Genomic DNA, 21,512 nt, shown 5'->3' with positions numbered 1-21,512 from the left:
GGCCGCCCAGCCGTTGCCGGAGGTCTTCACAGCTTCCGGCGGGCTGACTCTGAACCCAGGACCACGGAACTCTCGGCGTTTCCACACGCAGCGTGACGAACCTGGTGGTCATGAGCCAGGACACGCCCTCGCAGTTCGGTGCCTCCGCCGCGGCCGGTGCGTCGTCGTCCACGCCGGAGCCCACTCCGTCCGTGTCCGCCGATGCCGACTGGTCCGCCGCCTCGCCGCACCAGCCCGCCACCCCGAACCCGCAGCACCAGCCGGACGACCATGGCTGGTGGCAGCCCCGCCCGAGCGGCGCACTGTCCGACCCGGTGTGGACCGGGACTCATCCCGCCGCACGCGGACAGCGCTCGTCCGGCACCCAGCAGTTCCCCGGCCCGGCCGGCTGGTCGCAGTACGCACCGACCGGCTCGTACGGCACCTCCGGGGGTGGGTACGGCACCTGGTCCGGGTCCTCGACCGGGTACGGCACGCCAGGTTCCCCCGGTGGCGTGGGCGGAGGTCCCGTCGGACCGCAGGGCGGCGCCTCGGTCGCCATCGCCGAGCGGCCCGCCCGACGCCGCACCATGACCACCGTGGCCGCGGCCGGCGTGCTGGCCTTGGTGGCCGGGTTCGGCGGCGGGCTGATCGGCAGCAACCTGGCCGACAGCAACGCCGGCGTCGTCGACAACTCGCTCACCCGCGCGTCGTCGTCGGCGACCGTGTCGGACACCTCCGCGCCGGAGGGCTCCGTCCAGCAGGTCGCCGAGACCGTGCTGCCGTCGGTGGTCTCCGTGCTGGCCGGGTCGGCCACCAGCCAGGGCGAGGGTTCCGGCGTGATCCTGTCCAGCGACGGGCTCATCCTGACCAACAACCACGTCATCAACGGGGCCACCCAACTGCAGGTGCGGTTCAACGACGGCACCACGGCCGACGCCACCGTCATCGGCACCGACCCGACCGACGACCTCGCCGTCATCAAGGCCGTGAACGTGTCCGGTCTGACCGCGGCCACCCTGGGCAGCTCGGACGACCTGCAGGTGGGCCAGGAGGTCGTGGCCATCGGCTCGCCGCTGGGCCTGTCGGCGACCGTCACCTCCGGCATCGTCTCCGCGCTGGACCGGCCGGTGCGCACCGGCTCCGCCCAGCAGGAGCAGCAGTCGCCGTTCGACCGCGGGCAGAGCACGACCACCTCGCAGGACACGGTGATGAACGCGATCCAGACCGACGCCGCCATCAACCCGGGCAACTCCGGCGGCGCGCTGGTCGACATGAACGGGGCCGTCATCGGGATCAACTCGGCCATCGCCTCGACCGCGAGCTCGGGCGAGGCCGGCAACATCGGCGTGGGCTTCGCCATCCCGATCGACCAGGCCAAGCGGATCGCCCAGGAGATCATCGAGACCGGCCAGGCCACCCACGCCGTGCTCGGCGCCTCAGTGCAGGACGCGTCGGTGACGTCCGAGGGTGAGGCCGGCGCCACCATCGCGCAGGTCACCGCGGGCGGCGGGGCCGAGGCGGCCGGCCTGCAGGCCGGCGACGTCGTCACCAAGCTCGACGACCAGCTGGTCGAGTCGGCCGACGGCCTCATCGCCGCCGTCCGGTCCGCGGATCCGGGCTCCACGGTCACCGTGACCTACCTGCGCAAGGGCGAGACCGAGACGGTCGACGTCCAGCTGGGCTCCTCCACCAGCTGATCGTCGCCGGATCGGCACGAACGACTCGGGCCTCCGGCCCCCGGCCAACCAGTCCGGGGCCGGAGGCCCGAGGGCTGGGCCGGATCAGGCGTCCGGGCCCTCCTGCTGCTGGGTGCCGCGACCGGCACCCGGCACGAGCAGGTCGAACCCGGTCCCTCCGATCAGCCGGTCGGCACCGGCCTCTCCGGACAGCAGGTCGTTCCAGGCGCCGCCGTACAGGGTGTCGGCCCCGAGACCACCGAGCAGCAGGTCGTTGCCGGCCTCGCCCCACACGGTGTCGTCGCCGGACCCGGCCATCGCCACGGCGGGCGGTGGTGGCGCCCCGCCCGGCGCCACCCGGCCAGCGCCGGCCGCGGCCGGGTGTCGATGCGCAGGGCGGGGGTCGGATCGAGGCAGAGGGCGAGGCAGGGGGCGGGACGGACAACGACGGGTCCTCCTGGTCGGCTCGCCGGAGCGCGGGGACGATCAGGGGGCGGCTCCGGCCTTCGGACACGAGACCGCCGACGCCAGAAACCCGGCATGAACGCAGCCCGCTGTGCCCGTGAACGGGCCATGGCGACCGGGCCGGGCCGGATCGTCCGTACCGTTGATCGGGTGGCCCGGGGACACGGTGCCGGACGGCGCTGGACCCTCGTCGCCGCGGGGGTGGTGATGCTGCTCGCCCTGCCGCTGGTGCTGCGCCTCTGGCCCGCCGGCGACGACGGCCGATCGGCCGCCGATCTGCGCACCGCCGTGCTGGCCGGCGCCGACCAGGGCTGGTCCGGGATCGCCGAGTCCTCCGGTGGCCTGGCCCTGCCCGAGACCGATCAACTCGGCACGATCGCCGACCTGTTCAGCGACCGGACCCGGATGCGGGTGTGGTGGCGCGGCCCCGAGGACCACCGGATCGACGTGGTCACCGCCACCGGCGAGACCGACCTGCGCCGGACCGCGGCCGGCCGCTGGACCTGGGACTACCAGAGCGACCGGGCCGGGTGGACCCCGGCCGCCGGGATCACGGGCTTCGCGCTGCCGGCGGCAACCGATCTGCTGCCGTCCACCCTCACCCGCCGGCTGCTGTCCGAGGCGGACGACGGCGAGCTGTCCCGCATCGGCTCCGCCCGGGTGGCCGGTCGCGCCGCGCTCGGACTGCGTCTGGTGCCCGCCGACCCTGGCGCGTCGGTCGCCCGCGTCGACGTCTGGGTGGACGCCGAGACGGGGTGGTTGCCGCTGCAGGTGCAGGTGTTCGACCAGAGCACGGGCACCGTGCCCGCCCTGGACACCCGCTTGTTGGAGGTCGATCCGACCGCGCCCGATCCCGCCGTGATCGCGTTCCGACCACCGCCCAGCGCCGACATCCGCAGCGACGACCCGCTGGGCCTGCTGCGGGACGTCGCCGACCGGCTGCCCGACGTGGCCTTCCCCGACACCCTCGCCGGGTTGCCGCGGCGCGATGTCACCGGGGCCCCGCCGTCGATCGGGCTGTACGGCCGGGGCGTGACCCTGCTGGCCGTCATCCCGCTGCCGGGCCGGGCCGCCGCCGAACTGCGCCGAGCCGCGGACGCCGATCCTGCTGCGGTGCACGACCAGCTGGGCAGCCGGCTGACCGCCGGCCCGATCGGCATCCTGCTCACCGGCGCCCCGCGGAACGCCTACCTGCTCACCGGCACCGTCACGCCGGAGACGCTGGCGCAGGCGGCGCTGGCCCTGCCCGGGCTGGGAAGTCAGCGATGACGGAACGCGACGCGGTGATCACCACCCGCGGACTGGTCAAGCGGTACGGCCGCACCCGCGCCGTCGACGGCATCGACCTGGACGTGCGCTCCGGCGACGTCTACGGGTTCCTCGGGGCCAACGGGTCGGGCAAGACGACGACCGTGCGGATGCTGCTCGGCCTGGTGCTGCCCACGCAGGGTGAGGTGGAGGTGCTGGGTCGGCGGATGCCGCGCGGCGGCCGCGAGGTGCTGCCCCGGGTCGGTGCGCTCATCGAGGGACCGGCGTTCGCCGGGCATCTGTCCGGCCGGGAGAATCTGTCGCTGCTGGACGCCTCCGGTCCGGGCGGGACCCGACGCACCCGGCGCCGGCGGATCGGCGACGTGCTGGAGCAGGTCGGCCTGGGCGGCGTCGACCGGCGGCCGGTACGGGCCTACTCGCTCGGCATGCGGCAACGGCTCGGTCTGGCCGGCGCCCTGCTGCGCCGGCCCGAGCTGCTGGTCCTGGACGAGCCGACGAACGGCCTGGATCCGCAGGGCATCGCGGAGATCCGGGACCTGCTGCTGGAGCTGCACCGCGTCGGCACCACGGTGTTCCTGTCCAGTCACCTGCTGGCCGAGATCGAGCAGATGGCCACCCGGGTCGGCGTGCTGGACCGCGGTCGGCTGGTGCTCCAGGAGGAGCTGGCCGTGCTCACCGCGCCGACCGGCGCGACCGTCGTCACCACCCCGGACCCGGCCGCGGCCCGGGCGGTACTGGACGGCCGGGTGCTCACCGAGGACGGTCACCGGCTGCTGGTGACCGCCGCCGATCCGGCCGAGGTGAACGCCCGGCTGGTCGCCGCGGGCGTGCCGGTCACCGGACTGGCGGTGCACCGGCCCACGTTGGAGGAGGTGGTGCTGGCCGCGGCGAGCACCAGCGCGGACCGGGTGGAGCGTCCCGGTCAGGGGGCACCGCGGTGATCGTCGTCGAGCTGCGCAAGCTGTTCCGCCGTCCCCGTACCTGGGTGACCATCGCAGTGCTGAACCTGCTGCCGATCATCGTCGCGGTGCTGCTGGTCCTCACCGATCTGGCCCCACGGCCCGGGCAGGGGCCGGCGTTCCTGTCCGCGGTGCTGACCAACGGGGCGCTGTTCCCGCTGGCCGCCCTGGCCATCGTGCTGCCCCTGTTCCTGCCGATCGCGGTGGCGGTGATCGCCGGCGACTCGGTGGCCGGCGAGGCGCAGGCGGGCACGTTGCGCTACCTCATCGCCCGTCCGGTCGGCCGCACCCGGCTGCTGGTGGCCAAGCTGCTCGCTGTCCTGGTCTTCGTGCTGGTCACCGTGGTGGTCGTGGCAGTGGTCGGCTACCTGGTGGGCGTGACGCTGTTCGAGGCGGAACCGGCAGCCGGCACCTCGGTCTCCGGCACCACGCTGACGGTGCAGGAGCTGCTGGTGCGCACCGGGTACGCGGTCGGCTACGTGACGGTGTCGATGTGCGGCGTGGCCGCGTTCGCGCTGTGCTTCTCCACCTTCACCGACTCGCCGCTGGCCGCCGCGCTCGGCGCGTTGGCCGTGCTGGTCGCCTCGTCGCTGCTGTTCACCCTGGACGCAGCCTCGCCCATCGCGCCGTACCTGCCCACCCGCTACTGGCTCGCGTTCGTCGACTTCTTCCGCGACCCGATCCTGTGGCGGGACATCGTCCGCGGGCTGGCCCTGCAGGGCGTGTACGTGGTCGTCCTGCTCGGCGTGGCGTGGGCCAACTTCACCACCAAGGACGTGACCAGCTGACGGAGGAGTCGTCGGAGCGAGGCACGAGCGGAGAGCCGGCACCGACCATCCGGATCAGCTTCCGACCAGCCCCATGCAGTCGGACTCGGTGAGCGGCACCGGATCACCGGCGCCGAGCTCGGCGACGACCATGTTCAGCATCAGTGGCAGGTTGGGCAGCTGGTTGTGGCTGACCTCGGCCTCGGGGCAGACGGACTGCACCGGGATGTTCAGCGCGCCGTCCAGCCGGGAGGTCTCCGGCGGGGTGACCGTCTCGTCCTGCTCGGACCAGATCGACACCCAGGTCGGGCCCACCGGGGTCTCGTCGTCGGCGTTCAGTCGGCGCAGCAGGTCGCTGCCGGTGGTCATCTGCTCGCAGGCGACGGTGCACTCGGTGATGGATGCACCGGTGTCGGCGAGCGTGGTGCCGTGGTGCGGCGACCCCAGGGTGAGCACCCGGCGGACCTTGTTGGCGCCGTCGTCGGACGCCGCCCAGACCCTCGAGACGATGCCGCCGGCCGAGTAGCCGACGAGGTCGACGCTGCTGGCGCTCGTGCGCTGCATGGCTTCGTGCGCGGCCTCGCCCAGGACTTGCGCCGCGACGGTCAGGTCGCCCTCGTTGTTGTCCGGCAGCCACACCGCCTCGGCGTCCCGACCGGACGCCTCGATCGCGTCGACCAGGGTCTGCATCGTCTCGGGCGTCCCGCCGTAGCCGTGCACGACCAGGACCGGCCCGAGCACGGCCTGGTCGACGGGGCGGCGCGGGTCGCTCAGCCACCGCGGGAGCAGGACGGCCAGGGCCACCGCGACCACGGCGACCACCGCGATGAGCACCAGGACGAGGCGACGGCGTGCAGGCGCGAGAGAGGACAGCACGCGTCCACTGTCCCCCATGCGGACGCAGCGACACCCGATCGTCGCGATCAATCACTCCTCTCAGTCGCCATCCGCCCCGAATGGGTGGCCGACCGGATCGGGATCGACGGCCCGCGCGGAGGTCACGATGCCAGCGAGCCCCCGGCGCAGGGTGGTGATCTCGTCCGCGGTCACGTACTCGGCCGGTGCCTGGTTGGCCACCCGGGCGCGAGCGGTGATGGCGGCCAGCACCGGCGTCCCGTCCGGAGTCAGGGCCAGCAGCGGCGTCGACCGGTGGCCCGGGTTGGTCACCCACTCGGTCAGGCCGTCGCGGGTCAGGTCGTTGGCCACCCGCTGCACGGCCTGCCGGCGGACGCCGAACGGCACGCCACCGTCCTGGTGCTGCGGGACGCCTTCGGACGCGGTCTGCTCACCCCGGACGAGGTCGTCGCGGCCCTTCTGCTCGCCGTGCTGCTGGCGGTGCTGCTCGTGCTGGCGTTCGGCCACCTGGCGGCCGAGCTGATGACGCCGGGACCGCCCCGGCCTTCGGCGGTGGCGGAGGTGGTGGTCCGCGGCTGACCGAGCCGTGACGGAAGGATCTTGAACGCTTACGCTCGGTGAGTGCTGGAGCCGTGGACCGTGCTCATCGCCAGCCACGCCGTGGCGGCGAGCGTCGCGCTGCTGCTGGGGCCGTTCCAGATCCTGCGTCGGGTCAAGGGTGATCCGGTGCACGTGCTGGTCGGCCGGATCTGGGCCGGGCTGATGCTGTACGTGGCCGCCGGGTCCTTCTTCTTCGGCGGGTACGGCGGCGGGATCGACCTGTTCCTGCGCGCCCTGGCCACCTGGACGCTGATCAGCGTGACGGTGTCGATCGTGCAGGCCCGCCGGGGCAACATCGCCGCCCACCGCGGCTTCATGGTCGGCACCTGGTTCGGACTGGTCGGTGCCTTCATCGGGGTGGTCGCGGTGCACACCCGGCGGGTCCCCAGCTGGTTCGAGGCGCGCCCGCTGCTCATGTCGCTCATCGCGGTCGGGATCGTGGCCGTCGCTGGCGCGGTGGTGGGTGCGGCGCTGGCCCGGTACCGGGCCGACCGCGTCAAGGGCCCGGCCGACTGACCGGACTCAGGACGTGCGGACCTCCTCGAGCCGCATCGACCCGGGCAGGTCGAGGGTGGCCTCCGGGGTGAGCGGATGGAACGGGCCGCCCCGCACGTCCCGGTGGGCCCGCTCCAGCGGCGAGCGGACAGACGACCGTCCATCGGCCAGTTCCAGGGCCAGGTCGACGATCGTGCGGGCCTGCAGCACTGCCGTGCGCTTGGCGATGGCGACCGTGGCCATGGTGGCGTCGTCGGCGCCCGGGTCCTTCCGATCTCCTCGGCCGCACCGAGCAGGGCCCCGGCGGGCCGACCGGTACCGCGCCTGCATGTCGCCGACCGTCCGGACCGCGGCGATCCGGTCGCCGGCCCGGCCGGTCGGCGCGTCGGTGCCCCGATCAGCGGCTCCCCGCGCCACGCCCAGGTCCGTCGCCCGACGATGAGCGAGAAGTTGATCACCGCCACCTGCACCGGACCGGCCAGCTTCCCGTACGGGCGGGTGCCGACCACCGCGGCCGCCGGCACGAACACGTCCTCGACGACCAGGTCGTGGCGCGGGTCCACGCGGTTCAACGAACTGGCCGCGGGCCCGGCAGGCCGGCCGACTCACGGTCAGCGGGCGGCGCGAGGCCGTGCAGCAGCTGCCCGACGCCTGGCGGTTCAGCCCGGTGGCGCCGTGGGTGCGCCGCGGGTTGGGCCTGGAGCCGGTGGGCTGATCGGCTCGAGCGGGACGGTCAGCGCGGTCCGATCAGACGGCGGAGAGCCGGAGCCGTTCGACGTCGGCCTCCAGGCCGTCGACCCGGGCCGCCGCCTCGGCGTCGCCGCACCGGGCCAGCCAGGTGGCCAGCAGGCGGTGACCGCCCTGGGTGAGCACCGACTCCGGGTGGAACTGCACGCCCTCGACGTCGAACTCGCGGTGCCGCAACCCCATGATCACGCCGCCGTCGGTGCGCGCGGTGACCTCGAGCTCGGTCGGCACGGTGCCGTCCACCACGGCCAGCGAGTGGTACCGGGTGGCGGTGAACGGGTCGGGCAGTCCGGCCAGCACGCCGTCCCCACCGTGGTGGACCTGGGAGGTTCGGCCGTGCAGCAGCTCCTCGGCGCGGTCGACGACGCCGCCGTAGACCTCGGCGATGGCCTGGTGGCCCAGGCACACCCCGAGGACCGGCGTCCGCCCGGCCGCCCAGCCGATCATGTCCTTGGTCACGCCGGCCTCGGCCGGCGTACCCGGCCCCGGGGACAGCAGGATGCCGTCCACGTCCAGGTCGGACACCTCATCGGTGGTCACCTGGTCGTTGCGCCGCACCACGCAGTGCGCACCCAACTGCTCCAAGTACTGGACCAGGTTGAACACGAACGAGTCGTAGTTGTCCACGACGAGGACCCGGGTCTGCCGCACGCTCACCGCACCAGCATCCCAGACCGGCGCGCACCCCGGTCCAGGCTCGGCCGGCATCAACCAGCGTCGACGCTGACCGAGTTGAACGGCATCCAGGGCTCGGCCCACGGGAACACCACGAAGAACAGCAGGGCCACCACGGCCAGGAACAGCACGAGGCACTGCACGGCCTTGACCGCGGACGGTCCCGGCAGGTGCCGCCAGATCCACACGTACACGGCTCAGGCCTCCCCCATCTCCGGCGGCAGGAAGCCCGGAGCCTTGGCGTAACTCTTGGTCAGCACCCCGTGCACGATCATCCGCTCGGCCGCGGAGAACTGCGGGTGGCAGGTGGTCAGGGTGATCAGCCGCTGCGCGTCGGCCGGGACGGTGGCGTCCGAGATGCCCGGCACCGGAAGGATCTGGGCGTAGTCCGACGGCAGGGTGATCTCCCGGCCGACCGTCTGCTCGTACGGGCTGGGCAGCACCGACACGTCGGCGCACAGCGGTCGGGTCGGCGCGGTCGACGACCAGGTCGGGATCTCCTCGGGCATCGGCAGCACCCGGTAGACGAACCAGTCGTCCTGCGTCTCGATGATCACCGAGTCGCACGAGTTGAGCAGACCCAGGTCGTTGAACGGCGACCCCTTGGACACTCGGTGGCCGGCGACGGCGAAGTTGCCCTGCTCGCCCGGCATCTGCGACTCCGGGTAGTGCCCGGGGCCGACGTACAGGTCGTCGTCACTGGTGCCCTCGACGATCGTGAACTGGTAGTCGGCACCGAACGCCGGGATGGAGATCTTGGCGAAGCCCTGCCCGGTCAACGTCTGGTAGGTGGGGGTCCGCTCCCGCGGGTCGGTGACCAGCTGGGCCGGGTCGGTGACCACCACGGTGTCGGTCTGCGGCGCCTGCGTCTGGGCGGCCGCGGCCCACGCCTCGTCGACCTCCTCGGTGGCCGCCGCCTGCTTCTGCGCGCCGAACAGATCGGTCACCCAGATCTCGTAGACGACGAACAGCAGCACCACCACGCCGGCCGTGATGAGCAGCTGGCCGAGGCCACGGATCAGAGTGCGGCCGGCGCCCGGCCGCGCGGGCGGGGGTGACCCGGCCGGGGCGGGCGGCAGCTGGTCGACGGTCATGCCGTGGTCCTCCTGCGGGACGGACGCCGGGCGTCCGGGTCGGGCGGGGTCATCGGGGCGCGGGACGACGTCCGGGTCATCGCGGCACGTCGGCACTGGTCAGCCGGATCGAGCCGTCGTACCCGGGCAGCTCCGCGGCCTGGAGGTCGGTGATCTCGAAGCCGAGGTCGTAGCGGTCGACGTAGCGCTGGAACAACTGCACCCCGGGCTGGTCGCGGACCGCCGTGCGCATCCGGTCGGGGTCGCCGATGGCGGTCACCACGAACGGCGGCGAGTAGGTCCGGCCCTGCAGCAGCAGGACGTTGCCGATGCAGCGCACCGCCGAGGTGGTGACGACCCGCTGATCCATGATCATCATGGCCTCGGCGCCGCCCGCCCACAGGCCGTTGACCACCGCCTGCACGTCCTGCTGGTGCACGACCAGGTCGTCCGGGTTCACCCCGGCCGGATAGTTGCCGTCGGAGTCCCGCGGGGCGTCGGTGAGCGAGACCCGCAGTCCCGGCCCGGTCACCGGCGTCAGCCCCGCCTGCGGCCCCGCGTCCTGCACCTCGGTGAGCACCGAGTCGACCTGCGGGGACAGGTCCGCCGAGGCGGCCTCCTCGACCTGGGACCGCAGTCCCGCCGCCGTCCGCTCGGCCTGCTGCACCCGCTGCTCGCCCTCGGTGACCAGCACCGACAGGTCCACCGATCGGGTGCGCGTCTCGTGCCCCGACGACCAGGACCGGGCCGTGCCCAGCAGCAGACCGGCGACCAGGCAGACCAGGACGGCGGCGGCCTGCCAGGCACGACCGCCGACCCGCCGCGGGCCGGACTGCTGGCGCTGGCTCAGGGCGGTGATCCTCTCCGGACTGATCGGACGGCGGACGGGTTGGGCGACCGGACACCGGACCCGACGCGCGGTCGCGCCCGGTGGGGCGCGCCCCCGTCCCCAGTGTGTCCCCGCGCAACGGTCCTCGTCCCCCTGATCCCACCGCGATGCTGCCGCACTGAGCCAGGCGCCCCCGCGCCCAACTCGACCGTCGCGCACCGCGCGCCCCCCGCGAGATGGCAGAGCCGCTGGTCAGCCGCCTGGTCAACCGCGTCGGCACGTACGCTAGCCAGGTCGATGTACGGTCCCGGTCAACGAGCGGACCGGCCCGGCGATGAGCGTCGGGGTGCCCGGCGCCCCGGGACCGATCCGCTCACTCCGGACGACGGCACCGGCGCAGCCGGTCCAGCTGATGCGCAGTGGAAGGAACGGACGTGCCCAAGAGCAAGGTGCGGAAGAAGGTCGCGACGGCGTCCGCGCAGGCCGCTTCGCAGGCGAACGAGACCGCGGCCACCTCGGCCCGCACCAAGGTCGCCGCGCCGTCGGGACCGGTCTACCTGTCCGTGATGCTCGGGCTCATGGTGCTCGGCCTGCTCTGGCTCGTCGTGTTCTACCTATGGGGCTCGAACATCGCCTTCATGGACTCGCTGGGCAACTGGAACTTCGCGATCGGGTTCGTCCTGATGATCGCCGGCCTGCTCATGACGATGGGCTGGCGCTGACTCCTGCGGGCTCTCCGCCCCCTGCTCCGACCGACGCCGCCGACCCGCTCCGGGTCGGTGGCGTTCGTCGTCTTGGGGTGGCTCTGGGATGGCTCGGCACCCGGCCGGTCACGGTCGTGGGCCGGATCGTCGGCTGTCCACATCTGTCGGAGTGACGTCACACCGGACCTGGCGCTGTCCCCGGGTTGTCCACAATCCGTCCCCATGACGGTGCATCCCTCGACCGTGGCCACGCCGGACATCCACAGATCCGGGGCCCTGGGGATGATCGGTGTGGATGGGGCCGGCGGGCGGCGGCGTTCCCGCGGATCCGTCCCCGTCACGTCCCGGCCCGGTCCCGACATCCGTCCCCAGTGGGGATGCACCCGGACACGGGACACTGACCTGCGACGACCGCCCGGTCGAGCGGGAACGACACTGCTGTAGTTCATCCCCACTGTGGACAGACCCTGTGGACAACCGGCCCGCCGGTGGACGGGCCGTCCAGGAAGGACGTCGACGCGCATGGCCGAGACCTCGTTGTCGCCGGCGGACGACGACCCGCCGACCAGGGCGAGCGGCCCGCTGCGCTGTGGTCCGTCCCCCGCGCTGGCCGCCGCCGGCGGTGCGGTCGCCGTCGCCGGTGGAGCGCTCGCCGCGCTGCTCGCCGATCCCCAGGACCGGGTGTTCGCGGGTCTGGTAGCGCTGGTGGCCCTGGCGGTCGCGTCGGCGGCGCTCCGGGTGCGCCGCCGACTGACCGCCGACACCGACGGCGTGGTGATCGGCACCATGGCCGGACCGGTCCCGGTGCCGTGGGCCGCCGTCCGTTCCCTGGCCACCCCGACGCGGCGGCGGCTGGGCATCGCCACCACCGTGCTGGAACTGGAGGTCGACCTGCCCGAGGAGCCGGACGACCGGAGCGGCCGCCACGCCACGCCGGACGAGCTGTACGTGTTCGGGCGGATCGATCTGGGCCGACCGCCGGAGCAGGTCGCGGACGCGCTGCGCGAGCTGCGGAGCCGCCGGGCGGTCCCCCGGGCACCGGGCCGACCCGGAGCAGTCGGTGGCCGATGGCAGGATGGCCCCGTGAGCACCCAGTTTGCGACCCTGCACACCAACCGTGGCGACATCCGGATCGAGCTGTTCCCGAACCACGCCCCGAAGACGGTGGCCAACTTCGTGGGACTGGCGAACGGCACCGCCAACTACACGACCAAGAACGCCGCCGGCAACGCCGAGGGCCCCTTCTACGACGGCGCGATCTTCCACCGCGTCATCGACGGCTTCATGATCCAGGGCGGCGACCCGACCGGCACCGGCCGCGGCGGCCCGGGCTACACCTTCGCCGACGAGTTCCACCCGGAGCTCGTCTTCAACAAGCCGTACCTGCTGGCCATGGCCAACGCCGGCCCGGGCACCAACGGCTCGCAGTTCTTCATCACCACCGGCAAGACCCCGCACCTCAACCGCAAGCACACCATCTTCGGTGAGGTGGCCGACCAGTCGTCCCGCGACGTCGTCGACGCCATCGGCTCCACCGCGACCGACCGGTTCGACAAGCCGGCCGAGGACGTGGTGATCAACTCGATCAGCATCGAGACCGTCGACTGATCCGTCGTTCCCACACGGCAGCACCACCGGGTACCGACCGGCTGATCACGGAGGACCGTCCTGAGCACCCCTGATCCCCGGTCGGGCCCGGCCGTCTGCACCTGGCACCCCGACCGGGCCACGGCCCTGTCCTGCACCCGGTGCGGACGGCCCGCCTGTCCGGAGTGCCTGACCCCGGCCAGCGTCGGCTTCCAGTGCCGCGAGTGCGTCCGGCAGCAGGCCGCCGCGACCCGGAGCCCACGGACCGTGTCCGGGGCACGACTGGGCGAGCAGCCGGTCGTCACCTACGCGCTCATCGCGGTGAACCTGGCGTTCTTCGTGGTGACGGCCCTGCAGGCCCGGGCGGTGATGACGGTGACCCAGTCGTCGCTGTACCTGCAGGGGGCGCTGCTGCCGGAGCTGGCTTCGACCGGCGAGTGGTGGCGGGTGCTGACCTCCGGGTTCCTGCACGTCGGCCTCTGGCACATCGCGGTCAACATGTTCTCGCTGTACTTCCTGGGCCTGCCGCTCGAGCGCATCCTCGGCCGGGTCCGCTTCGGCGTCGTCTACGGGCTCAGCCTGCTCGGCGGCTCCGCCGCGGTGATGCTGTTCTCGGATCCGCTCGTCCCGACGGCCGGCGCCTCCGGGGCCATCTTCGGGCTGATGGGCGCCCTGCTGGTGACGGTCCGGCGGCTGCGCTACGACGCCCGGCAGCTCATCGCCATCGTGGTGATCAACCTGATCATCACCTTCCAGGTCTCGAACATCTCCTGGCAGGCGCATCTCGGCGGCCTGGTGGTCGGTGCGGCGATCGGCGCGGTGATGGTCTACCCGCCTCGGGAGCAGCGGAAGCGCTGGCAGCTGCTCGGCAGCATCGGGATCGGCGTGGTCCTCATCGCCGTCATGGCCGTGCGGGCGGTGTCGCTGCCGCACCAGTACTGCTCGATCGAGCCCACCCCGACCGCCACCTACCTGGTGCGCTGCGCGACCTGACCGGCTGGCCGGTCACAGCCCGAGCGCGGCCACCGTGGCGATCACCATCTGCCGGCCCTTGATGGACTGCAGCTGGTTGGACTCGGCCACGATGGCGACCGTGCCCTTGGACACCGCGTAGACCGACTTGGTGTCGGTGACCATGGAGCCGCCGGACCAGCCGGCCGGCTGGTCGGCCGGGTCGGACTGCTCGATGGGCACGTGCTGGTCGACCGCGGCCACCGCCGACTGCTCGGTGTCCGCCGCGATGATCTGCACGGTGGCCAACCAGCCGCCGTCGGACCGGGTGAAGACGCACGTCGGGTGCGGGGACACCGCGATGATGCTGGTCTGCCCGGTCTTCTGCCCGTTGATGTCCGCGGCCTGCTCGTCCGACAGGTACGGGCACGTCCCCGGCACGGCGGGTGGTGTCACGGTGGCGGCCGGTGGGCCGGCGGTGACGATCGTGCCCGGCGCCGTGCTGGTGACGGTGAGCGGCGGCGGCGTCGTCGTCGATGTGGTCGTGGTGGTGGACGCCGGGGCGGTACTGCTCGCATCGGTGGTCGTGGCGGTCTCCGTCGGCAGGGCCGACATCGTGGGTTCGCCGCTGCACGCCGCGAGCCCGGCCAGGGCACCGGCGGTGAGCAGACCCAGCCAGACCGATCGGCGCCGGGCGACGCGGGAGCGCCGGGGTGCCGAGGCACCGGTCATGGAGGCGGTTCCTTCCTGACGTGCTGACGGACGTGCTGCCGGCAGGAGACGCTCCCGCCGAGCGACCGCCACGGTAACGGGGCGCAGGTGGAGCCTCGGTGTGCTCGATCGGCCGGGCGGTACGCTCGAGTGCCGGCTCGGCCGAGCCGTCCTCAGCCGCGGGCCGAGCGTCCGCACCGCCGTACGGGAGCATGCCTGCCCATGGTCACCACGCAGCGCCGGAACACCGCCCAACGCGCGGCGATCGTGGCGATGCTCGAGGAGACCGGCGAGTTCGTCACGGCGCAGGACCTGCACAGCGCGCTGCGCAACACCGGCTCCGGCATCGGGCTGGCCACCGTCTACCGGACCCTGCAGGACCTGGCCGGCACCGGCGAACTCGACACCGTCCGCAAGGAGTCGGGAGAGGTGCTGTACCGGCAGTGCGCCCAGCCGTCGCACCACCACCACCTGGTCTGCCGGTCCTGCGGCCGGACCGAGGAGGTCAAGGCACCGGGCGTGGAGCGGTGGGCCAAGTCGGTGGCCGAGCAGTACGGGTTCGTCGAGCTCGACCACCAGGTCGAATTGTTCGGGCTGTGCCAGGACTGCGCCCGGTCCCGGGCGTCCTGACCGCGGCATCCGGACGTGTCCCCGGCCAGGCCTGCGAGCGCCGGCATCCTGCTGTTCCGGTCCGGCCCGGACGGCCCGGAAGTGCTGCTGGGCCACATGGGCGGGCCGCTGTGGGCCAAGCGTGACGAGCGGGCCTGGACGATCCCCAAGGGCGAACCCCTGCCCGGCGAGTCGCTGCTGGACACGGCGCGGCGCGAGTTCGCCGAGGAACTGGGCAGCCCGCCACCGGACGGTGAGCCGATCGAGCTGGGTCAGGTGCGGCAGTCGGGCGGGAAGGTGGTGACCGCCTTCGCGCTGGCCGGTGACTTCGACCCGGACACGCTGCGCAGCAACACCTTCGAGATGGTCTGGCCGCCACGGTCGGGACGGGTGCTGCAGTTCCCGGAACTGGACCGGGTCGCCTGGTTCGGGGTGCCGACGGCGGCGGCCAAGGTGGTGACGGCGCAGCAGGAGCTGCTGGAGCGTCTGGTCAGCCGGCTGCGCGCAGCGTGACCGCGCCGGTGGTGCTGACCACGACGACCCGCGACGCAGCCGCGCTCTCGGTGGTGGCCACGGTGATGTCCAGTGGCGCGCGGACACCGGTGGTGTCGACGGCGTAGGGGCCGCCGGCCAGGGCCAGGTCGACGGTGCCGCTGTAGGTCGTGACCCCGAGCAGGCTGGGCTCCTCGACGAAGGATGCGGTCACCGTCCCGCTCGCGGTCTGCACGGCCACGGCGTCGGACGCGGCGTCGGTGATGACCACGTTGCCCGAGGTGGTGGAGGCGATGAGCGCCTCCGCGGGAGCGGTCACCGTGATGGCGCCGAGCTGGCTGCCCAGCTGCAGTTCGTTGGGCATGCCCTGGGCAGTGATGGCTCCGGCCGTGGTGGCCACCGACACCTGCACACCGGACGGCACGGCGACGGTGACGGTGCCCTCGCACTGCTGCTGGCTGGGGCAGTTCACCGTGAAGTCGGTGACCTCGCCGTCGTAGGAGGCGGTCACCGTCGGCTGGTGCACCGAGTACCGCCCGCGCAGCTGAGCGACGGCCGTGTCGGCCGACTCGTTCTCGGCAGAGGCGGGGACCAGCACGACGTCCGCCCGGTCCGCGGAGATGCGCAGCTCGTTGCCCGAGAGCACCGCGGCGACGGCCGACGTGGACGAGTGCCAGGCCGGCACGATCGACAGCACCAGACCGGCGAGCAACGCCACGGTCAGCGCTCCGGCGGCACCCGCGCCGAGCGCGATGGGCAGCAGCGGCAGCTTCGGCTTCGGGGTGGATCCCGGGGCATCGTCTCGACCGGTGCCGACCGGACGTCCCGCGGGACCCGCGGGTGCCTCCTGAGTCATCGTCACGGTCGAACGGTAGTCAGTCGATCACCGTCCGTGATAGTCCACCGTCGTGTGTGACGGCCGAGCCAGCTCCGCCCGACCGTCACCCTGCGCGACCGGACCGAGGCGGCACGGCCCGACACCCGCCGGCACCGGGTGTCGGCGCCAGGATCAGCCGCCGCCGCCGGCCGAGGCCAGCACGGCGAACAGCGCGGAGCCGAGGATGCCGAGCACGACCGCCACGATGACCGCCGCGACCCACGCGCCCGCGTCGGATTGGTACAGCGCCTCGTGATCGTCATGGCCACCGTGGTGAGCCGTCTTGCGGGCCGGGATGCGGCCGGGCAGGACGAACAGGGCGACGACCGCCACGCTGGCGGCCATCACGAACGTGGTGGTCCACATGTCAGGGAAGCTCCTTCTCACCGGTGACCGGGTCCCGACCGTATCGTCCCAGCTGCCGTCATGGCACCTCAGGGCCGCCGCCCGAGCCCGCCGGCCGGACGTCCGCGGGGTCACGACGGTGCGACCCCCCGTGTTACGAGCGGGGCAATGTGCGGGTGGTAGGACAGGCCCCGGCCGACCCGAGCGGGGTGAGCAGGTCCCGTCCGGGCGGCGCCGTGTCCGTCCGCTGTCCGTCCGTATCCCGGCCCCTGCGCCGGGGTCGACCCAGTCGTTGGAGCCCCTCGTGACCGTCACCGTCGTCACCGGCAACCCGAAGCCGGCCTCCCGCACCCTCACCGCCGGCGTGATGCTGGCCGAGCAGCTGACCGGCAGCGCCCCGGACCACCAGATCGATCTGGTCGAGTTCGGCGCCGGCCTGCTGGGCTGGGGCGACGACAACGTCGCCGCGGCGGTGAAGACCGTGCAGGAGTCGTCGCTCGTCGTCTTCTCCAGCCCCACCTACAAGGCCAGCTACACCGGCCTGCTCAAGCTGTTCCTGGACCAGTTCGCCGGCGGCACCGGTCTGGCCGGGGTGGTCACCGTGCCGCTCATGCTGGGCGCCGGCCCGGCGCACGCCATGGCCCCGGAGCTGACCCTCAAGCCCGTGCTGTCCGAGCTCGGCGGCACCTGCGCGCTGCCCGGGCTGTACCTGCTGGACGCCACCTACGCCGACGGGCCGGAGCTGGCGGCCTACGCCAGCCGGTGGAAGCCGGTGGCCCAGGCGCTGATGGCCCTCGAGGCCTGACCCGGCGGCCGCTCACCCGGCGACCGATCCTGAGCCCGCCGGGCCGTCCAGCGAGCGCTGCAGGTTCACCGTGTCCACCCAGCGGCCCAACTTGCGGCCGACGGCCCGCAGTCGTCCTGCGTCGACGAAACCGGCCCGCCGGTGCAGCCGGATGGACGACTCGGCGCCGGGGTCGGAGATCACCGCGATGACCTGCCGGGCGCCCGCCGCGGCGGCCTGCTCCAGCAACGCGTCCAGCAGCAACCGGCCCAGCCCACGACCCGTGCTCGCCCCGTCCAGGTAGATGGTGTCCTCGACGGTGTGCCGGTACGCGGCCTTGGGCCGGAACGCCGAGACGTACGCGAAGCCGACCACCCGCCGGTCCCCGCCGACGCCACCGACCGGGCCGTCCTCGACGACCAGGAACGGCCAGCCGTCGGCCGTGATGGCCTCGATCCGGCCGGCCCAGTGCGACGGCGGCCACGGCTGCTCGTCGAAGGTGATCGTCGTCTCGAGCACGTACGGGCGATGGATCTCGCTGAGCCGCTCCGCGTCGGCCACGGTGGCCGGTCGGACCACCGGCGCCGGGAGTTCGGACGAGGGGACGGCGGGCGGCTGGGCGTCGGGCACGTCGTCGATCGTTCCACCGTCCGGGCCGGTGGACGCGGCGTGATCGGCGTGTCCGGGGCCGAGGGCGGCGGAATGCTGCTCACGGGGCCCGGAGGCCGGGCACCACCCCCACTCGGACGACTGGCGCCAGGTCTGGACCGTCGTGGTCGAACTGACGCACGACGATCACCGACCTCCGCCCATCACCCGACGGGGGGCTCCGGCGGAACCGTCGGCCGCCGTCGACCTTCGTCTCGATGGCCTCTCTACGATGGACGCGGACGCACCGGAACGGACGGACACGTCCGGCCGTTGATCGGCCGGGTCCGTCCGTTCCGGCGATGGACCGGTCCGACCGTCCCGCACGAGGAGTGTGCTCGTCCGGCGCCGCAGCCCCGAAGGAGTCGACCCGCATGACCGATCTGGATCTCGGTTCCAGCCCGACGCCGCCGTCCGGTGGCAACGCCGCCTCCGGCGGAGGCCTGGTGCTGGCCCCGCCGGCCCCGGTGCAGGTGGTCGAACCGGCGCAGGCCGCCGGGGCCGTCCCCGTCGCAGAGGGCCGGGCGCTGGAGCTGCAGCAGCGCGCCCAGGCGTTCGCCCGCGAACTCGCGTCGATGGACGTCCGGTCGCCCGAGTTCACCCGCAAGGTCGAGTCGCTCACCACCCTGGGCGACCGGGAGATGCGCGAGTCGGCCAACGTCTCGAACCGGATGCTGGAGCGTCCGGCCGCCGCCCTGGGCAAGGGCGGCAAGGACGTGCAGACCAAGGTGGCCGGGACGCTGTCCGACCTGCGCGTCACCATCACCGAGCTGGACCCGAACCGGGCCGACCTGACCGGCGTCAAGAAGCTGCTGAAGTGGATCCCGGGTGGCGACAAGGTCGACCGCTACTTCGCCAAGTACCAGTCGGCGCAGTCGCACCTGGACGCCATCGTCCGCGCGCTGGCCTCCGGCAAGGACGAGCTGGGCAAGGACAACGCGGCCATCGAGGTCGAGAAGCAGAACATGTGGGCCCTGATGGGCAAGCTCGGCGAGTACAACGAGCTGGCCGAGGCGCTGGACACCGCCGTCGAGGTGGAGATCCAGCGGCTGGAGACCACCGGGAAGACCGAGGACGCGAACTCGCTGCGTTCGGACGCGCTGTTCCCGATCCGGCAGCGGCGGCAGGACATCATGACCCAGATGGCCGTGGCCGTGCAGGGCTACATGGCGCTCGACCTCATCCGCAAGAACAACGTCGAGCTGATGCGCGGCGTCGACCGGGCCCAGACGACCACGATCGCCGCGCTCCGCACGGCGGTCATCGTGTCCCAGGCGCTGTCCCGGCAGAAGCTGGTGCTCGACCAGATCACCGGCCTGAACGCGGCCACCGGCGACCTGATCGCCCGGACCAGCGAACAGCTCAAGATCCAGGGCCAGCAGATCCACGAGCAGGCGGCCAGCAGCACCGTCGCGGTGGAGAAGCTGCAGCAGGCGTTCGACAACGTCTTCCAGACCATGGATGCCGTCGACACGTTCCGCGCCCAGGCAGTCACCTCGATGGCACAGACGGTCTCGGCCCTCGAGGGGCAGATCCAGCGCGCCCAGCCGTACCTGGAGCGCACCCGGCGCGGCGAGATCCAGAGCTCCTGACGGGGTGTCGTCCGATGGCTGATCGGCGCAGCGACGGACGGGCGGTCCGGCCATGGTGATGGACTGGCTGTTCGGGCGCCGCGCGGAGGACCGGGCGGCCGAGGAGGAGACGCCGGCCGCCCGGGCCGCCGAACCGGACAGCCCGGCCGCGCTGGCGGCCCAGCTGACCGTGGTCAACCGGTCGGTGAACGCCGCCGCCGGGCAACTGCCGGCGGGTGCGTCAGTGACCGCCCGCCGGGTCACCGACGTCATCGACTCCGTCCTGTCCGAGGCCGAGATCCCCGTGGCAGCCGGGGTTCCCGGAGCGCAGTGCGGGCATCGCGAGCTGGACATCCACGCCCGCGTCTCGCTGAACGGCATCCTGCGTGACTACCTGCCCACCACCCTGCGCAGCTTCCTGGCGCTCGACCCGGCCACCCGTGCCGCCCCGCGCCCGACCGGCGGCACGGCGGCGCAGGCCCTGCAGCAACAGCTCGAGTTCCTGCTCGGCGCGGCCGGGGAAGTGCTGGAGGCCGTCCAGCGCAACGACGCCAACGCCCTCGAGGCGCAGGGGCACTTCCTGCGCAGCAAGTTCGCCGGCTCCGAACTGGACCTGTGACCCCGCACCACGATCCACCCGCACCATCTGCACTGCGAATTGACCGCGACCTGACCTGTGACTGCGACCGGCGAGGAGCCCTGACCCCGTGGCCCCACCCATGCGACGCGGCGCCAACGTGGCGCTCACCCAGGAGATCCCGTCCCTGACGGGCGTGGTCCTCGGCGTGCGGTGGAACGCCGGCGCGGAACACGTGCTGAGCGACAACCTGGTCGCCGCCACCCTGCTGTGCGACCGGAACGCCCGGGTGCCGTCCGAGGACTGGTTCGTCTTCTTCAACCAGCTCGCCTCGCCGGAGCAGTCCGTGCAGCAGCGGGCCGCGGCGACCGGGTCGGCCGCGGGAAGCGACGGCGCCGGCGGTGCCGACAGTGAGCAGATCGAGGTCGACCTGGCCGCGGTGCCGCGGGAGATCGAACGGATCGTGGTCGTGCTCTACGTCAACGACGGCCCCGGCGCGCGGCGCACGCTCGGGCAGCTGCGGGACTGCCGGATCCGGGTGCTCGACCTGGCCGGCGACGCCGAGCTGGTCCGGTCGGAGAACCTGGCCGAGCAACTGCGCACCGAGACGGCCATCTGCCTGGGCGAGCTGTACCGGCACAGCAGCGGCTGGAAGTTCAAGGTGATCGGCCAGGGCTACGAGAACGGCGTCGCCGGCATCGCCGCCGACTACGGGGTGCCGCTGTGATCGTCACCCGCGGTCCGGTCGGCGCGCCGTGATCGACCCGTCCCGTCCGGATCTGGCCCCGCCGCGTCCCGACCTCACCTTCCTGCGGCACCGCCGCACCGCCCGGGCCAACCCGGCCGTGGCCGCGTTCGTCGCCGGCCGGGCGAAGCACCCGCACCGACCCGATCGGGCCGTCACCCCGGGCGCCCCCACGCCGACCGCCCCGGCCGGCGTCCCGACGTCCGCGCCACGTCAGCCGACCGGCGGCCGCCCGCTGGGCGGCAGCACCCTGCCCGCCGCCGCGCGACCGGCCCGGCCGGCGCCGGCCGCGTCCGCGCCGCCGGCCCAGACGCGTCCGACCGCACCCGACCGCCCCGCGCGACCGGCGACATCCGCACCGGCGCCGGCCGCGTCCGGTGGCGACGCGCTCGACCTCTTCGGTCCGGGGCCGACGCCGTCGGGCCCCCCCCCCCCCGGCCCCCCCCCCCCCGCCCCCCCCCCCCCCCCCCCCCGCGGCCCCCCCCCCCCCCCGCCCGCCCCCCCCCCCCCCCCCCCCCC

The 21,512-nt window shown here is 73.3% G+C and carries 27 protein-coding genes and 1 pseudogene; 16 read left to right on the top strand and 12 right to left on the bottom strand.

Going from position 1 to position 21,512, the window contains the following annotated elements; genetic code table 11:
- Positions 1-92: 92 nt before the first annotated feature.
- Positions 93-1,679, top strand: a complete 1,587-nt coding sequence (locus JL106_RS14410) for a S1C family serine protease (RefSeq protein ID WP_205261435.1) — start codon at positions 93-95, stop codon at positions 1,677-1,679.
- Positions 1,680-1,763: 84 nt separating this feature from the next.
- Here JL106_RS14410 and JL106_RS14405 read toward each other — a convergent pair whose 3' ends face one another.
- Positions 1,764-1,976 (bottom strand): calcium-binding protein, encoded by a 213-nt coding sequence (locus tag JL106_RS14405; protein WP_236007705.1) that lies wholly within the window; start codon positions 1,974-1,976, stop codon positions 1,764-1,766.
- A gap of 297 nt (positions 1,977-2,273) precedes the next feature.
- Between JL106_RS14405 and JL106_RS14400 the strand changes: the two genes are divergently transcribed.
- The 3 genes from JL106_RS14400 to JL106_RS14390 are packed head-to-tail and all read left to right on the top strand — an operon-like array spanning position 2,274 to position 5,139.
- Positions 2,274-3,392, top strand: a complete 1,119-nt coding sequence (locus JL106_RS14400; RefSeq protein ID WP_205261433.1) for a LolA-like protein — start codon at positions 2,274-2,276, stop codon at positions 3,390-3,392.
- Positions 3,389-4,333: an ABC transporter ATP-binding protein gene (locus JL106_RS14395; RefSeq protein ID WP_205261432.1), complete on the top strand. Its 945-nt coding sequence runs from the start codon at positions 3,389-3,391 to the stop codon at positions 4,331-4,333. Before JL106_RS14400 ends, JL106_RS14395 begins: the two co-directional genes overlap by 4 nt.
- On the top strand, positions 4,330-5,139 hold the full coding sequence (locus JL106_RS14390) for an ABC transporter permease (RefSeq protein WP_205261431.1): 810 nt from the start codon (positions 4,330-4,332) through the stop codon (positions 5,137-5,139). The genes JL106_RS14395 and JL106_RS14390 overlap by 4 nt, the downstream gene beginning before the upstream one ends.
- Before the next feature lie 54 nt (positions 5,140-5,193).
- On the opposite strand, the gene JL106_RS14385 is transcribed toward JL106_RS14390, so the two are convergent.
- On the bottom strand, positions 5,194-5,994 hold the full coding sequence (locus JL106_RS14385; RefSeq protein ID WP_205261430.1) for an esterase/lipase family protein: 801 nt from the start codon (positions 5,992-5,994) through the stop codon (positions 5,194-5,196).
- Positions 5,995-6,054: 60 nt separating this feature from the next.
- Entirely contained in the window at positions 6,055-6,360 is a 306-nt protein-coding gene (locus JL106_RS14380) for a hypothetical protein (RefSeq protein ID WP_205261429.1), read from the bottom strand.
- A 12-nt stretch (positions 6,361-6,372) separates the two neighbouring features.
- Here JL106_RS14380 and JL106_RS14375 point away from each other — a divergent pair, with 12 nt between their 5' ends.
- Positions 6,373-6,552, top strand: a complete 180-nt coding sequence (locus JL106_RS14375) for a hypothetical protein (protein ID WP_205261428.1) — start codon at positions 6,373-6,375, stop codon at positions 6,550-6,552.
- 42 nt (positions 6,553-6,594) lie between these two features.
- Positions 6,595-7,089, top strand: a complete 495-nt coding sequence (locus tag JL106_RS14370; RefSeq protein WP_205261427.1) for a DUF2306 domain-containing protein — start codon at positions 6,595-6,597, stop codon at positions 7,087-7,089.
- A 6-nt stretch (positions 7,090-7,095) separates the two neighbouring features.
- Here the strand turns inward: JL106_RS14370 and JL106_RS14365 are convergent, their stop codons facing one another.
- From JL106_RS14365 to JL106_RS14345, 5 genes are all read right to left on the bottom strand, one after another.
- Entirely contained in the window at positions 7,096-7,485 is a 390-nt protein-coding gene (locus JL106_RS14365; protein ID WP_205261426.1) for an acyl-CoA/acyl-ACP dehydrogenase, read from the bottom strand.
- Positions 7,486-7,815: 330 nt separating this feature from the next.
- Complete coding sequence (locus tag JL106_RS14360; RefSeq protein ID WP_328842425.1) at positions 7,816-8,472, bottom strand: aminodeoxychorismate/anthranilate synthase component II; 657 nt, start codon at positions 8,470-8,472, stop codon at positions 7,816-7,818.
- 50 nt (positions 8,473-8,522) lie between these two features.
- On the bottom strand, positions 8,523-8,684 hold the full coding sequence (locus tag JL106_RS14355; RefSeq protein ID WP_205261424.1) for a hypothetical protein: 162 nt from the start codon (positions 8,682-8,684) through the stop codon (positions 8,523-8,525).
- Positions 8,685-8,687: 3 nt separating this feature from the next.
- Positions 8,688-9,584, bottom strand: coding sequence for a class E sortase (locus JL106_RS14350; protein ID WP_205261423.1), 897 nt, complete (start codon positions 9,582-9,584; stop codon positions 8,688-8,690).
- Positions 9,585-9,660: 76 nt separating this feature from the next.
- Complete coding sequence (locus tag JL106_RS14345; protein ID WP_205261532.1) at positions 9,661-10,413, bottom strand: DUF881 domain-containing protein; 753 nt, start codon at positions 10,411-10,413, stop codon at positions 9,661-9,663.
- A 413-nt stretch (positions 10,414-10,826) separates the two neighbouring features.
- On the opposite strand from JL106_RS14345, the gene crgA reads away from it, so the two are divergent.
- The 4 genes and pseudogenes from crgA (at position 10,827) to JL106_RS14330 (ending at position 13,676) form a co-directional block, all read left to right on the top strand.
- Positions 10,827-11,114, top strand: a complete 288-nt coding sequence (gene crgA / locus JL106_RS14340; protein WP_205261422.1) for a cell division protein CrgA — start codon at positions 10,827-10,829, stop codon at positions 11,112-11,114.
- Between the two features lie 504 nt (positions 11,115-11,618).
- Positions 11,619-12,098, top strand: a pseudogene (locus JL106_RS22580) (PH domain-containing protein); the annotation flags it as partial.
- An 81-nt stretch (positions 12,099-12,179) separates the two neighbouring features.
- Complete coding sequence (locus tag JL106_RS22575; RefSeq protein WP_407940173.1) at positions 12,180-12,704, top strand: peptidylprolyl isomerase; 525 nt, start codon at positions 12,180-12,182, stop codon at positions 12,702-12,704.
- Between the two features lie 246 nt (positions 12,705-12,950).
- The gene (locus JL106_RS14330) at positions 12,951-13,676 is read left to right on the top strand and encodes a rhomboid family intramembrane serine protease (protein ID WP_205261420.1); all 726 of its coding nucleotides are present in this window, start codon (positions 12,951-12,953) and stop codon (positions 13,674-13,676) included.
- A gap of 12 nt (positions 13,677-13,688) precedes the next feature.
- On the opposite strand, the gene JL106_RS14325 is transcribed toward JL106_RS14330, so the two are convergent.
- Positions 13,689-14,366, bottom strand: a complete 678-nt coding sequence (locus JL106_RS14325; RefSeq protein WP_205261418.1) for a DUF2020 domain-containing protein — start codon at positions 14,364-14,366, stop codon at positions 13,689-13,691.
- Between the two features lie 201 nt (positions 14,367-14,567).
- On the opposite strand from JL106_RS14325, the gene JL106_RS14320 reads away from it, so the two are divergent.
- Together JL106_RS14320 and JL106_RS14315 are read left to right on the top strand one after the other, a co-directional pair.
- The gene (locus tag JL106_RS14320) at positions 14,568-14,975 is read left to right on the top strand and encodes a Fur family transcriptional regulator (RefSeq protein WP_205261417.1); all 408 of its coding nucleotides are present in this window, start codon (positions 14,568-14,570) and stop codon (positions 14,973-14,975) included.
- A gap of 15 nt (positions 14,976-14,990) precedes the next feature.
- Positions 14,991-15,467: an NUDIX domain-containing protein gene (locus tag JL106_RS14315; RefSeq protein ID WP_205261416.1), complete on the top strand. Its 477-nt coding sequence runs from the start codon at positions 14,991-14,993 to the stop codon at positions 15,465-15,467.
- On the opposite strand, the gene JL106_RS14310 is transcribed toward JL106_RS14315, so the two are convergent.
- Positions 15,445-16,302 carry a DUF4097 family beta strand repeat-containing protein gene (locus tag JL106_RS14310; RefSeq protein WP_236007696.1) on the bottom strand — a complete coding sequence of 286 codons (858 nt, stop codon included), beginning with the start codon at positions 16,300-16,302 and terminating at the stop codon, positions 15,445-15,447. The two genes, JL106_RS14315 and JL106_RS14310, sit on opposite strands and share 23 nt — an antisense overlap.
- 153 nt (positions 16,303-16,455) lie before the next feature.
- Positions 16,456-16,689 carry a hypothetical protein gene (locus JL106_RS14305; RefSeq protein ID WP_205261414.1) on the bottom strand — a complete coding sequence of 78 codons (234 nt, stop codon included), beginning with the start codon at positions 16,687-16,689 and terminating at the stop codon, positions 16,456-16,458.
- Between the two features lie 283 nt (positions 16,690-16,972).
- Between JL106_RS14305 and JL106_RS22140 the strand changes: the two genes are divergently transcribed.
- Positions 16,973-17,473 carry an NADPH-dependent FMN reductase gene (locus JL106_RS22140; RefSeq protein WP_205261413.1) on the top strand — a complete coding sequence of 167 codons (501 nt, stop codon included), beginning with the start codon at positions 16,973-16,975 and terminating at the stop codon, positions 17,471-17,473.
- A gap of 12 nt (positions 17,474-17,485) precedes the next feature.
- Here JL106_RS22140 and JL106_RS14295 read toward each other — a convergent pair whose 3' ends face one another.
- A complete protein-coding gene (locus JL106_RS14295; protein WP_205261412.1) occupies positions 17,486-18,082 on the bottom strand; it encodes a GNAT family N-acetyltransferase in 597 nt (198 codons plus the stop codon).
- A 392-nt stretch (positions 18,083-18,474) separates the two neighbouring features.
- Here JL106_RS14295 and JL106_RS14290 point away from each other — a divergent pair, with 392 nt between their 5' ends.
- From JL106_RS14290 to JL106_RS14280, 3 genes are all read left to right on the top strand, one after another.
- Positions 18,475-19,692, top strand: a complete 1,218-nt coding sequence (locus JL106_RS14290; protein WP_205261411.1) for a toxic anion resistance protein — start codon at positions 18,475-18,477, stop codon at positions 19,690-19,692.
- Between the two features lie 52 nt (positions 19,693-19,744).
- Positions 19,745-20,290 (top strand): hypothetical protein, encoded by a 546-nt coding sequence (locus JL106_RS14285; protein WP_205261410.1) that lies wholly within the window; start codon positions 19,745-19,747, stop codon positions 20,288-20,290.
- Positions 20,291-20,378: 88 nt separating this feature from the next.
- The gene (locus tag JL106_RS14280) at positions 20,379-20,975 is read left to right on the top strand and encodes a TerD family protein (protein WP_205261409.1); all 597 of its coding nucleotides are present in this window, start codon (positions 20,379-20,381) and stop codon (positions 20,973-20,975) included.
- Positions 20,976-21,512 lie beyond the last annotated feature (537 nt).

The organism is Nakamurella leprariae, from assembly GCF_016918035.1.
Lineage (GTDB): Bacteria > Actinomycetota > Actinomycetes > Mycobacteriales > Nakamurellaceae > Nakamurella > Nakamurella leprariae.
The sequence above is the reverse complement of the archived record's forward strand: the minus strand, read 5'-3'. Positions and strand labels throughout refer to the sequence as shown.